The organism is Streptomyces sp. NPDC002754 (assembly GCF_053592315.1).
On sequence record NZ_JBSFVM010000006.1, the window covers coordinates 254649 to 267069 of the forward strand.

The window sequence follows — 12421 nt, forward strand, 5'->3', positions numbered from 1 at the left end:
TACGACGTATGGACGCACAGTGACCCGAGTGGAAAGCTCGAAGACACCGCGGGCGTCGCCGAAGCCGCCTCCGCACGCGGATTCGCGTGTCCGCGCCCACAGGCCGATGACGACCTAGGACCTCACCGAGCAATCAACCGGGAGGCAAGGCATGGGCGACAAGAACAACGGACACCCCGGAGCCGCCGGCAGGGCAGCGACGGCCGACCACCCCGCGTCCGTACGGAATGTGGTGCTGGTCGGCCACAGCGGCTCGGGCAAGACGACCCTGGTGGAGGCCCTCGCGCTGACCGCGGGGGCGGTGAACAGGGCGGGGCGCGTCGAGGACGGCACCAGCGTCTCCGACTACGACGAGATCGAGCACCGCCAGCAGCGCTCGGTCCAGCTCTCCCTCGTCCCGCTGGAGTGGGACGGCTTCAAGATCAATCTCCTGGACACCCCCGGATACGCCGATTTCGTCGGGGAGTTGAGGGCCGGGCTGCGGGCCGCGGACGCGGCCCTTTTCGTCGTCTCTGCGGCCGACGGGCCCGAGACGATGTCCGGCGCGACGCGCATGGTGTGGGAGGAGTGCGCGGCCGTCGGCATGCCGCGGGCCATCGTGATCACGCACCTGGAGGCGGCGCGCGCCGACTTCGAGGACGTGACGCGGACCTGCGCGGAGATCTTCGGCGGCGACGACCCCGACGCCGTGCTCCCGCTGTACCTCCCGCTGCGCGGCGAACGGGCGCCGGACGGGCACGCGCCCGTGACAGGTCTGGTCGGACTGCTCTCGCAGCGCCTCTTCGACTACGCGTCGGGCGAACGCAAGGAGTCGGAACCGGGCGCCGACCAGGCCTCGTTGATCGAGGAGGCCCGCAACCGGCTCATCGAGGGGATCATCGCCGAGAGCGAGGACGAGACCCTCATGGACCGCTACCTGGGCGGCGAGGAGATCGACGTCAAGACGCTCATCGACGACCTGGAGCGGGCCGTCGCGCGTGGCGTCTTCCACCCGGTACTCGCGGCGGCCCCGGCGGCGGAGGACGCACGGCAGGGCATCGGCACCGTCGAACTCCTCGAGCTGATCACCGGCGGCTTCCCGACACCCTTGGAGCGGGCCGCTCCCGATGTGCGCGGGCGCGACGGCAAGGAGCTCGACATCCACGCCTGCGACCCGCAGGGGCCACTGGTGGCGGAGGTAGTGAAGACGGCGTCCGACCCGTACGTGGGGCGGGTCTCGCTCGTCCGCGTCTTCTCCGGCACCCTGCGGCCCGACGAGACGGTGCACGTGTCGGGCCACGGGCTCTCCGACCACGGGCACGAGACCCGCGCCCTGCACGAGGCGGACGAACGGATCGGGGCGCTCTCGGCCCCCTTCGGGAAGCAGCAGCGCACCCTGACGCACTGCGTCGCCGGCGATCTGGCGTGCGTCGCGAAGCTGAGCCGGGCGGAGACCGGGGACACGCTCTCGGCGAAGGAGGCGCCGCTGCTCATGTCCCCGTGGGAGATGCCCGATCCGCTGCTTCCGCTGGCCATCCAGGCACACAGCAAGGCCGACGAGGACAAGCTCTCGCAAGGCCTTTCGCGCCTGGTCGCCGAGGACCCGACGATGCGTCTGGAACAGAACCAGGACACGCACCAGGTGGTGCTGTGGTGCCTCGGCGAGGCACACGCGGACGTCGCGCTGGAACGGCTGCGCAGCCGGTACGGGGTGCAGGTCGACGTCGTGGCGCACCGGGTCTCCCTTCGGGAGACGTTCGCGGGCAAATCGGCGGGGCGCGGCCGGCACGTGAAGCAGTCCGGTGGCCACGGCCAGTACGCGATCTGCGAGATCGAGGTGGAGCCGCTGCCCGGCGGCTCGGGAATCGAGTTCGTGGACAAGGTCGTCGGCGGCGCGGTGCCCCGGCAGTTCATCCCGTCCGTGGAGAAGGGCGTGCGGGCTCAGGCGACGAAGGGCGTCGCGGCCGGTTATCCGCTCATCGACGTACGGGTGACGCTGCTCGACGGCAAGGCACACTCGGTGGATTCGTCCGACGCGGCGTTCCAGACGGCGGGGGCGCTCGCGCTGCGCGAGGCGGCGGCCGATGTACGCATCCATCTCCTGGAACCGGTGGCAGAGGTCGAGGTCCTCGTCGGTGACGACTACGTGGGGGCCGTGATGAGCGACCTGTCCGGGCGGCGGGGCCGTGTCGTCGGCACCGAACAGGCAGCGGGCGGGCGGACGTTGATCAGGGCCGAGGTGCCGGAGATCGAGATCGGCCGGTACGCCGTGGACCTGCGCTCGCTGTCGCACGGCACGGCGCGTTTCAGCCGCGCGTACGCCCGGCACGAACCGATGCCGGCCCAGCTGAGCGAGCGGATCCGCGAACAGGCGCAGGACGTCCCCTAGTCGGGCCGTGGCCGCGCACCGGCCCCGGCTTCCCGTTCCTCGGGGCCGGTGTCGGTGGCGGCCGCTACGCTGGTCGAAGATCAGCCGGTTCCGGCCGACAGCGCGCCCAACAGGTGTGCGGGGCGGGCAAGTCGGGAAAAGCCGCAGCGACGGCGTGCGGTGATGGGGGTGGCAATGGCGGACACGATGAAGCCGGCTTCGGCCGACGGAGTATTCGACTTCCGACCGGGCGCGCAGATCCCGCTGCAGGGGTCCGCGGGCCAGACCGCCGCGACGTTCGCCATCGCCTCGGCCGCCTACCGGGACGATCCGGCGGTGAAGATCGAGGAGACCAACAACGAGTGGCACAAGTCCCAGATGAAGAAGGGCATGTGGTCACTGTTCGCGCCGAATCTCGGTGAGGCCTTCGCGCGGGCGGTGCAGATGCGGATGCTGGGCGGCGCCCGCAAGCCGCTCATCCAGTCGTTCGGCACGGAACCGCAGGTCGTCGTGGAGCACTGCCTCGCGTCCAATCGGATCCGGCGCCAGCGCGACAGCCTGCTGACACTGGTGACGGTGGTGTTCGGCTTCCTGTTCCTGCCCGGTTTCCTGCTCTGGGTGATCGCGTTCGAGATCCGCCGCAGGGACAACATCCGGGTGGCCCAGGCCGAGAAGGAGGTCAAGGAGGCCGAGAGCAAGGGCGCCAAGGAGAAGCGCGAGGCCAAGAAGCGGGAACGCGCGGCGCGCGGCCGGGCCGCCCTCACCATGGCGGTGATCGCCGTGGTGTTCGTCGCCGCCGTGATCGTGCTCGTCAAGCTTCCGTCCAGCAACGGCTGGACCTGGTATCTGCGCGCCTCCTTCGTGGCGCCCGTGGTCGGCGGCTTCTGGGCGCGGCGGATCTGCGAGAGCACCGCGCGGGACCTGCGGGACCGGTGGGGCGGGCTGCTGTCCGGCGGCGGGGTCGGCGCGAAGATCCCGGAGGCGGTTCCCGGCAGTCCCGGCGAGACCTCGGCCGAGCAACTGCGGCAGAACCTCGCCAAGTTGACCGCCGAGCAGGCCTCGAACTCGGTGTTCTACGCGGGCCCCAAGGGCATCCTGGGCATGGGCACACGCTGGGGTGGCTGGCAGCTGGCCGAGGACCTGGTGTCCAAGGAGCCCGGCAAGGACATCCACCCGTTCCGCAGCTGGGACGTGATCCGCGCGATCCACGACCAGCTCCGCCTCCTGGAGCGCAAGCCCATCCACACGGGAGGCTTCCCCACGCCTTCGGTCAAGCACTGGATCGTCTCGCCGATCGGTGAGAACGCGAAGAGCGTGACCCGCCCCTCGGGCGTGAACGTGGAGGCGTTCGAGACCAGGACGCACGAGATAGAGCGGATCTGCAACGAGCAGCAGTTCGGCGGCGGCAGCCGCCACTATCTGGGCGTCCAGTTCACGCTCTGGGACGGCCAGTTGGTGATCACGATGCTGATCACGGTGACGGTGCTGCACCAGACGCTGCGGATAGAGGTGACCGGGCACGCGCTCGGTCCGGTGCACTCCCTGTTCACGTCGAAGCCCGAGCCGAAGAAGAAGGAGATCTCCAAGCCCATACGGTTCTGGGAGACCACGGAGAAGACGCTCCCGCTGATCACCTCGGACGAGGCGGTCCGGATCGCGGTCCGCGCCCCCTTCACCTGGTATCCGCCGCTCCTGGACCACCTCGGCGGCAAGCTGGTGCTGCCCGAGCCGTTCGGCCTGCGCCACGCCTGGGCGGACCAGCCGTGGCGGCACCGCTTCATGGCGGACGACGCGCTGCGCACAGCGACGCCCGTGCTGCGCGTGGTGCACGCGGCGGCCATCAGGGTGCTCGATGAGAACGGCGTGGACACCGAGAAGTTCGGCAACCGCTCGGGCTTCCTCAGCGGCGCGGTCCAGGACCCGACACCGGGTAAGGCGGACACGTACAACGCGTAGGACGCTCGCCTACTCGCTCGGCCAGGCCTTCGCCAGGGCCGTGCGGGTGTCGGCGAGCATCTGCGGCAGCACCTTGGTGTGGCCGACGACCGGCATGAAGTTGGTGTCGCCGCCCCAGCGCGGAACGACGTGCTGGTGCAGATGCGCCGCGATGCCCGCGCCCGCGACCGCGCCCTGGTTCATGCCGATGTTGAAGCCGTGCGCACCGGAGGCCGAGCGCAGCGCACTCATGGCGCGCTTGGTGAAGTCGGCGAGCTCCGCGGTCTCGTCCAGGTCGAGATCGGTGAAGTCGGCGACGTGCCGGTAGGGCAGCACCATCATGTGCCCGCCGTTGTACGGGTACAGGTTGAGGATCGCGAAGACGCGGTTGCCGCGGGCCACGATCAGCGCGTCCTCGTCGGACTTGCCGGGAGCCGCGCAGAAGGGACAGCCGTCGTCGGCCCCGGGGCCGCTCGGTTTGCCCTCGCCCTGGATGTACGCGATGCGGTGCGGGGTCCACAGACGCCCGAATCCGTCCGGCTCACCCACTGGACCGACCTGCTGCTCCGGCTCACTCGTCATGCAATGCAGCATATGGCGTCGCCTCACAGAGGCGTGTCGGCGGGTACCGCCCCAGGTCGGCGCGGGCGATGCTGTCGGGATGACCGACACCCCACTCGCCCGCTGGGAACGGCGCAACGGCATCGTCCTGGCGGTGGCCTCGCTCGTCTACCTCGCCGGGTACGCGGTCCGGGTCCTCGGCGGGGCCCTGCCCGAAGCCCTGCGCACCCTGTGCCTCGTGCTCACGCTCGCCGCGTGGGCGGTGTTCATCGTGGACTACGTGGTGCGTCGGCACCTGAGCGGACAGCGCTGGCCGCGCTTCGTCCGCACCCACTGGCTGGACACGCTGGTCCTGCTGCTTCCGCTGCTGCGTCCCGTACAGCTCGTGCAGACCTACGAGGCGGTGCAGCGCCGGCAGAACGCACCGCGGCTCTCGCTGCACGCGCGCGTGATCGCGTACGCGGGCCTCTCGGTGACGCTGCTCGGCTTCGCGGGGTCGCTGGCCCTGTACCAGCAGGAGCACACGGCGCCCGGCGCGGACCTTCGTACCTACGGCGACGCGGTGTGGTTCACGTGCACGACGCTGTCGACCGTCGGCTACGGGGATCTGGCGCCGGTGACCCCGCTCGGCCGGCTCGTGGCGGTGGGTGTGATGGCCTGCGGCCTGGCCCTGCTCGGCGCGGTCACGGGTTCGTTCTCCTCGTGGCTGCTGCAGGTGTTCGCGCGGGAGGGGGACCAGGAAACGGAGAGGCCCCCGGGGGATCCCCCAGGGGCCTCACACCGTACGGACTGACCGGGTCAGTGGGTCAGACCTGCGCCCGCTCCTCGACGACCTTCGCGATCTTCGCGATGGCCTCGTCGACCGGGATGCCGTTCTCCTGCGAGCCGTCGCGGTAACGGAAGGACACCGAACCGGCGTTCATGTCCTCGTCGCCCGCGATGACCATGAAGGGCACCTTGGCCTTCTGTTGGTTGCGGATCTTCTTCTGCATGCGGTCCGAGGACTTGTCGACCTCGACGCGCAGGCCCAGGGCGCGCGCCTTCTCGGCGAACTCCTCCAGGTACGTCACGTGGCCGTCGCCGATCGGGATGCCGACGGCCTGGACCGGGGCGAGCCACGCCGGGAACGCACCCGCGTAGTGCTCCAGGAGGACGCCGAAGAACCGCTCGATCGAGCCGAACAGGGCGCGGTGCAGCATGACGGGCTGCTGCCGCGAGCCGTCCGCGGCGGTGTACTCCAGGCCGAACCGCTTCGGCTGGTTGAAGTCGACCTGGAGGGTCGACATCTGCCAGGAGCGGCCGATGGCGTCCTTGGCCTGCACGGAGATCTTCGGCCCGTAGTACGCGGCGCCGCCCGGGTCGGGCACGAGCGGCAGGCCCTGCTTCTCGGCGGCGGAGCGCAGCGCCTCGGTGGCCTCGGCCCAGTCCTCGTCCGTACCGATGAACTTCGGGGAGTCGTCACGGGTGGACAGCTCCAGCTCGAACTCGGTCAGGCCGTAGTCGCGCAGCAGGTCGAGCACGAAGGTCAGGAGCGTGTCGAGCTCCTCCGCCATCTGCTCCTTGGTGCAGTAGATGTGCGAGTCGTCCTGCGTGAAGCCGCGCGAGCGGGTCAGTCCGTGCACGACGCCCGACTTCTCGTAGCGGTACACGGTGCCGAACTCGAAGAGCCGCAGCGGCAGTTCACGGTAGGAACGGCCACGGGACTTGAAGATCAGGTTGTGCATCGGGCAGTTCATCGCCTTGAGGCGGTAGTTCTGCTCGTCGAACTGGATGGGCGGGAACATGCCCTCCGCGTAGTGCGGCAGGTGCCCCGAGGTCTCGAAGAGGGCCTCCTTCGAGATGTGCGGGGTGTTCACGAACTCGTAGCCGGAGACCTCGTGGCGGCGCCGCGAGTAGTCCTCCATGACCTTACGGACGACGCCACCCTTCGGGTGGAAGACCGCGAGGCCGGGGCCCAGCTCGTCCGGGAAGGAGAACAGGTCGAGCTCGGCGCCGAGCTTGCGGTGGTCGCGCTTCTCGGCCTCGACGAGGAACTCCAGGTACGCCTTCAGCTCGTCCTTCGACGGCCACGCGGTGCCGTAGATGCGCTGGAGCTGCGGGTTCTTCTCGCTGCCCCGCCAGTAGGCGGCGGCCGAGCGCATCAGCTTGAACGCGGGGATGTTCCGGGTGGTGGGCAGGTGCGGGCCTCGGCAGAGGTCCTTCCAGCACAGCTCCCCGGTCTTGGCGTCGACGTTGTCGTAGATGGTCAGCTCACCGCCGCCCACCTCGGCGTCCGCGCCGTCGGCGGCCTGCGCCGCGTTGCCCTTGAGGCCGATGAGTTCCAGCTTGTACGGCTCGTCGGCGAGCTCGACGGCGGCGGCCTCGTCGCTGGTGACGCGGCGCGAGAAGCGCTGCCCCCGCTTCTGGATCTCCTGCATCTTCTTCTCGATGCGCTTGATGTCCTCGGGGGTGAACGGCTCCTTGACGTCGAAGTCGTAGTAGAAGCCGTCCTTGATGGGCGGGCCGATACCGAGCTTGGCGTCGGGGAACAGTTCCTGCACGGCCTGCGCCATGACGTGCGCGGTCGAGTGCCGCAGGATGTTCAGGCCGTCCTCGGACGTGATCTCTACGGGCTCGACGGTCTCGCCGTCGGCGACCTCGTACGCGAGGTCCTTCAGCTCACCGGCCACGCGGGCCGCGACGATGCTGCGCTCATCGGCGAAGATCTCGGCGGCCGTAGTGCCCGTCGTCACCACGCGCTCTTCCCGCTCGGAATCGCGTTGGATGGTCACACGGACGTCAGACACCGGACTTCTCCTACCTGAAGATGGAACGCCGCGCCATTACCTGTGACGCGCGCAGCAACGATCGTACCGAGTCACCAGGGCCGCTCGCGAAACGGTTAAGCGCGTGACGGGCGGGCGACTGTCAGTGGTCGGCTCTAGCGTGAGACGTATGACACTCGACTGGAACACGCTCCTCGCCGAGCAGCTCGACTGGCACTGGCGACACCAGCTCCGCGACCGCCTGTCGGGGCTCACCGACGACGAGTACTTCTGGGAGCCCGTGCCGGACTGCTGGACGCTGCACCCGCGCGGCACCGGCACCGCCGCCGTCCAGGGCGGCTCCGGCGACCTCACGATCGACTTCGAATACCCGGAGCCGGTCCCCACCCCGGTGACGACGATCGCGTGGCGCCTCGGCCACATCCTGGTGGGCGTGCTCGGCGCCCGGAACGCGTCGCACTTCGGGGCGGAGCCCGTGGACTACATGTCGTACGACTATCCGGGCACGGCCGCGGAGGCCCTGGACCGTCTCGACGCCGCGTACGCGCGGTGGATCGCGGGCGTGCGCGGCCTGGACGAGGCGGCCCTGGACCGCGCGTGCGGCCCGGCCGAGGCCCCGTTCGACAAGGAGCAGATGGCGACGCTGGTGCTGCACATCAACCGCGAGATGATCCACCACTGCGCGGAGATCGCCCTCCTCAGAGACCTGTACGCGCACCGCTCCCCGCAGGACTAGTCCTCCCCCGCGCACGCCTCCTCGAAGAAGTCCAGGTTCTCCTGGAGCGACTTCATCATCCGGTCCCGCTCCGCCTCCTCCACCTGCACGGGTACGACACCGGTCGCGCCGGTGAGGCGGCGGAATCCGCCCCGGCTCTCCAAGCGCCCGTGCACGCGGATCGGCAGGCCCACCAGATGCGCGTGCCCCGCGATCCGGTACGCCTCCTCGTCCAGCGCCATCCGTACGTGCGGCACCTCGACGCCCGCGAGGACCCGCAGCCGCACCGTGCCCGCACCGCGCGGCCCCGCTCTGCGCATGCGGATGACGGTGCCGGTGACGCGGACGGAGACGGCCGGCTCGGCGTAGAGGAAGCGGGCGCCTGCCTCGCGCAGCACGTCGAGGTCGCCCGGTGAGAACTCGACGGGCGCATCGCCGTCCGTGCACTCCTGCGGCACCCCCGCGGCGGGCGCCCAGGCCACGCCGACGCGCGCGCCCTCGGTGCCGCGCACCAACGCGACGAGCGCCTCGGTCAGTTCATGGCTGACGCCCGCCTCGATCGCGCTCACGAACGCGTCCATGCCGCCGGTGGCCCGCCGGTAGTCGATGGCCTCCCGCACCGCGTACAGCGCCTGGTGCAGCCGGACGGCCAGCGCCCGCCCCGTGGCGACGGGCACGAACGCGGTGAGCCGGCGCCCGCCCGACGCCGTCTGCACCAGTACGTTCTCCAGGGCCGCGGCCGCGGGCCGCCGATGCCTGGCGCCGTAGTACCCGGCGCGACCGCGCGCGGCGAGGGCGCCCGCGAGGAGCATCTGCCGCGCCGCGCCCCGCAGTTGCTCCTCGGCGGGCCAGGTCGGGGCGCCCGCGGGCCCCGCCGGGACGTCGCGCGTCCAGCGGATCTCGTCGCTGGGCACGGCGAGCGAGACGAGGACCTCGCGCGCGGACGGCGTACCGCTGCGTTCAAGGGCGACGAGCGCTTCACCGATCAGTTCCTCGCTGTCCGGAAAGGCCCGGCTCTCCGGCACGAGCAGGCTGGTACGGCTCCCGGCCCCCGGCAGCGTCCAGCGCGCGTACCGCCCGGCGGCCCCGCCGCGCCGCCGCCAGCCGTGCCGGTCGAGCAGGGCGCCGAGCACCGCGGGGTCGACCTGCCCCGGCTCCGGTCCGACGAGGTCGACGGGGTGGCCGCGCCCCACACCGAGCGGCCGCAGGGGTTCCTCGATCGGACGATGCTGCATCACACAACTCCCTTCGGCCCAGGCCGAGTCGGACCGTCAGGGCCGTCCACCCGCGCCCACCCTGGCCATGATCTCGCAGAGCGCGCGGTCGTCGAAGATCCGTGCCGTGGGGACCCGCACAGTGGTCCTGCGCCGGCCGGTGACCGGGTGTCCGGCGAGGTTCATCCAGTAGCAGCAGTGCCGCAGATCGAGCCGGTCGTGGGCGGCCCGCAGCCAGTCGTCCTGGGACCGCGGCACGAGCATCACGACGAGGATCTTGTGCACCGAGACCGGGGTGCGGGCGAGCTTCACCAGGTGCGCGTTGTCGAGCGTGAAGGCGAACGAAGGACCCGGCGGGTCGGGCGCGACCTGGTACGTCGCCTTGAGCTGCACCTTGATGGTGACCTCGTCGTCGACCGCGTGCCCGGGTGAGCTGTGACTGACGTGCCAGTCGATGCCGTTGTCCGGAAAGGGCTGCGAGAGCGAGCACCCCGCGGCGGCGGCCACGGCGTGCAAATAGCCCACCTGCAAGGTCTCCATGCAGGCGGTGGTGGCGAGGGTGCCGCGCGGCGGTGCGATCCGCTCGGGCAGCAGCCCGCCTTGTTCGGGCCGCGCGAGCGCCATGGGCCGACTGACCTTCCGGGAAAGCGGGTTCACGCCGATGGCACCCCGCTGAACTGCCATGACTCGTACCTGTGTTGTCACCGCTGCACGTACGACGCAAACAGCGCGAACAGCACCGCTCGGCGTACGACGCAAACAGTGCGGGTATCACGGCTTGGGGCGGGGACGACCAATCGATGTGACGTCATCTGCCGTGCGGGAAGCAGGAGTTGAGAGATCATGACGTGCTGGTACGAAGGCCCCCTGGCCGCCTTTGACACCGAGACGACCGGCGTGGACGTGGAGAACGACCGCATCGTGTCCGCCGCGATCGTGGTGCAGGACGCGGCGGGAACGCGGCCACGGGTGTCGCGCTGGCTGGTGAACCCCGGGGTGTCGGTGCCGCCCGGCGCCACCGAGATTCACGGCCTGACGGACGAGCATCTGCAACGCTACGGGCGCTGGCCGGCGCCGGTGATGGAGGAGGTCGGGCGTGCGCTCGCCGAGCAGGCCGCGGCGGGCCGACCGCTGGTCGTGATGAACGCCCCGTTCGATCTGACGCTGCTGGACCGCGAGTTGAAGCGGCACCGGGCCTCGTCGCTCGCCCTCTACTTGGCGACCGCGTCCCTGTGCGTGATCGACCCGCGCGTCCTGGACAAGCACCTGGACCGCTACCGCAAGGGCCGCCGTACGCTGACCGACCTGTGCGAGCACTACGAGGTGGAGCTTGCGGGCGCGCACGACGCGGCGGCGGACGCGCAGGCGTCCCTCGACGTGGTGCGGGAGGTGGGCCGCCGGTTCGCGTCCCGCCTCGAGCGCCTCTCCCCCGCCGAACTGCACACCTTGCAGGCGGTCTGGCACGCGGCGCAGGCCCGCGGCCTACAGGCCTGGTTCGCCCGCAGCGGCACTCCGGAGATGGTGGACCCGGCGTGGCCGCTGCGCCCGGAACTTCCGGCGGCGGCCTGATCGTTCCCCCGTCGGGGCCCCGGAAGCAGAAACGAAAAACCGGCCCGCCTGTACGGCGGACCGGTCCTTCTCCGGGTGGGCGATACTGGGTTCGAACCAGTGACCTCTTCGGTGTGAACGAAGCGCTCTCCCACTGAGCTAATCGCCCGGGAACGCGTTGAACAATACAGGTCGCGGCGCCCAGTGTTCAAACCGGAAGCAATCACCGGTCGCGTTCAAACCGGCTGCGCTCAAACCGGCCGCACGTAGGCGGCAAGACCCCGCCGCCCGCCGCGCATCATCCACGCGTGGTTCGCGAGGAACACCGGCCGCCCCACCACCGCGAACCGCCGCATCAGCGGCTTGCTCACCTCGACCTCCTGGTCGTAGACGGCGACCGTCCCGCCGCCCTCCCCCTCGCGCAGCGACCAGCGCGCCCAGCCCTCCAGGTCCCCGGTCATCGCGATCTCCAGGATCCCGGCGGTCGGGTCGCGGCGCGTCTCGCGGGCCGAGACGTGCAGCTCGTAGGGGAGCAAGGACCGGAAGACGGCGTCGCCGCTGGTCGCGCTCCCGTCCAGCGGCGTCACCGAGCGGACCTGGGGCCACCACCGCGGATACTCCTCGGCCCGCTCGAGCACCGCGTACACGGCGCCCGGCGGGGCGGGCAGTTCCCACACGCTGCGAAAGCGGTACCGGTTCCAGTCCATGGCCAGAGTCTGCCGGGGTCAGGGCATCTTGTCCCCGACCAGCGCCAGGTTCTCAATGGCGGCGAGTCCGTACAGGGCCGTGTCGTTGGTGTAGACCCAGTTGGCCTCCGTGCCCGCGACGAGCGTCACCGGGCCTTCCACCTTCTCCGTCTTCCAGGGCGACGCCTCGGTGTAGCCGTCACTCTCGAAGAACTTCCCCAGGCCCGCTTGGCCAGCTTGTCGTCGCCGGTGCGTAGGCGGCGTAGGCGTCGAGCCGTGAGTGGCCCTGGAAGAGGATGAGCGAGCCGAGGTCCGAGCCGTACTTGGCCTTCTGTTCCGCCTTCGGGGCGTTGAAGTAGCGGAAGTAGTCGTAGTACGCCTCTTCGAACTCCGGCATGTCGACCTGGTCGATCAGTTCCGCGCACAGCTCGTTGAGGCCGAAGACCGCCGACAGGTGGGAGACGCCGACGACCGGCCAGCGACGCCGCACCGATGACAACAGAAATGATCCCGGTCGGGCCGGTTGGCCTTGGCGGTGTGTCCGCAGCGCGGGCAGCGCTGCGAGGTGTAGGCCGGATCCACTTCCAGGAACGGGACCCCGGCCTGGCGGGCCTTGTACTTCAAGTGCGCTCCGAGCTGGTGGAAGGGCC

10 protein-coding genes, 1 tRNA gene and 1 pseudogene are annotated in these 12421 nt (G+C 70.4%); 5 read left to right on the forward strand and 7 right to left on the reverse strand.

Going from position 1 to position 12421, the window contains the following annotated elements:
• Positions 1 to 151: 151 nt before the first annotated feature.
• Positions 152 to 2368, forward strand: coding sequence for an elongation factor G-like protein EF-G2 (locus ACWD2L_RS16715; protein ID WP_351341240.1), 2217 nt, complete (start codon positions 152 to 154; stop codon positions 2366 to 2368).
• Positions 2369 to 2554: 186 nt separating this feature from the next.
• Positions 2555 to 4303 (forward strand): hypothetical protein, encoded by a 1749-nt coding sequence (locus tag ACWD2L_RS16720; protein WP_451190010.1) that lies wholly within the window; start codon positions 2555 to 2557, stop codon positions 4301 to 4303.
• 9 nt (positions 4304 to 4312) lie between these two features.
• On the opposite strand, the gene ACWD2L_RS16725 is transcribed toward ACWD2L_RS16720, so the two are convergent.
• Positions 4313 to 4876, reverse strand: a complete 564-nt coding sequence (locus tag ACWD2L_RS16725; RefSeq protein WP_351341245.1) for an HIT family protein — start codon at positions 4874 to 4876, stop codon at positions 4313 to 4315.
• Between the two features lie 67 nt (positions 4877 to 4943).
• On the opposite strand from ACWD2L_RS16725, the gene ACWD2L_RS16730 reads away from it, so the two are divergent.
• The gene (locus ACWD2L_RS16730; protein WP_351341248.1) at positions 4944 to 5636 is read left to right on the forward strand and encodes a potassium channel family protein; all 693 of its coding nucleotides are present in this window, start codon (positions 4944 to 4946) and stop codon (positions 5634 to 5636) included.
• A gap of 13 nt (positions 5637 to 5649) precedes the next feature.
• Here the strand turns inward: ACWD2L_RS16730 and thrS are convergent, their stop codons facing one another.
• Positions 5650 to 7629 carry a threonine--tRNA ligase gene (gene thrS / locus ACWD2L_RS16735; RefSeq protein ID WP_351341251.1) on the reverse strand — a complete coding sequence of 660 codons (1980 nt, stop codon included), beginning with the start codon at positions 7627 to 7629 and terminating at the stop codon, positions 5650 to 5652.
• Between the two features lie 148 nt (positions 7630 to 7777).
• On the opposite strand from thrS, the gene ACWD2L_RS16740 reads away from it, so the two are divergent.
• The gene (locus tag ACWD2L_RS16740; RefSeq protein WP_351341254.1) at positions 7778 to 8344 is read left to right on the forward strand and encodes a DinB family protein; all 567 of its coding nucleotides are present in this window, start codon (positions 7778 to 7780) and stop codon (positions 8342 to 8344) included.
• On the opposite strand, the gene ACWD2L_RS16745 is transcribed toward ACWD2L_RS16740, so the two are convergent.
• Together ACWD2L_RS16745 and ACWD2L_RS16750 are read right to left on the reverse strand one after the other, a co-directional pair.
• Entirely contained in the window at positions 8341 to 9558 is a 1218-nt protein-coding gene (locus tag ACWD2L_RS16745; protein WP_351341256.1) for a hypothetical protein, read from the reverse strand. The two genes, ACWD2L_RS16740 and ACWD2L_RS16745, sit on opposite strands and share 4 nt — an antisense overlap.
• Positions 9559 to 9594: 36 nt before the next feature.
• On the reverse strand, positions 9595 to 10161 hold the full coding sequence (locus tag ACWD2L_RS16750; protein WP_351341302.1) for a DUF4365 domain-containing protein: 567 nt from the start codon (positions 10159 to 10161) through the stop codon (positions 9595 to 9597).
• 219 nt (positions 10162 to 10380) lie between these two features.
• On the opposite strand from ACWD2L_RS16750, the gene ACWD2L_RS16755 reads away from it, so the two are divergent.
• Complete coding sequence (locus ACWD2L_RS16755) at positions 10381 to 11106, forward strand: 3'-5' exonuclease (protein ID WP_351341258.1); 726 nt, start codon at positions 10381 to 10383, stop codon at positions 11104 to 11106.
• A gap of 76 nt (positions 11107 to 11182) precedes the next feature.
• On the opposite strand, the gene ACWD2L_RS16760 is transcribed toward ACWD2L_RS16755, so the two are convergent.
• From ACWD2L_RS16760 to ACWD2L_RS16770, 3 genes and pseudogenes are all read right to left on the reverse strand, one after another.
• Positions 11183 to 11254 (reverse strand) — tRNA-Val (locus ACWD2L_RS16760).
• Positions 11255 to 11336: 82 nt separating this feature from the next.
• Positions 11337 to 11792, reverse strand: coding sequence for an SRPBCC family protein (locus ACWD2L_RS16765; protein ID WP_351341261.1), 456 nt, complete (start codon positions 11790 to 11792; stop codon positions 11337 to 11339).
• Between the two features lie 18 nt (positions 11793 to 11810).
• Positions 11811 to 12246 (reverse strand): annotated as a pseudogene (locus tag ACWD2L_RS16770) (exo-rhamnogalacturonan lyase family protein); the annotation flags it as partial.
• Between the last annotated feature and the right edge of the window lie 175 nt (positions 12247 to 12421).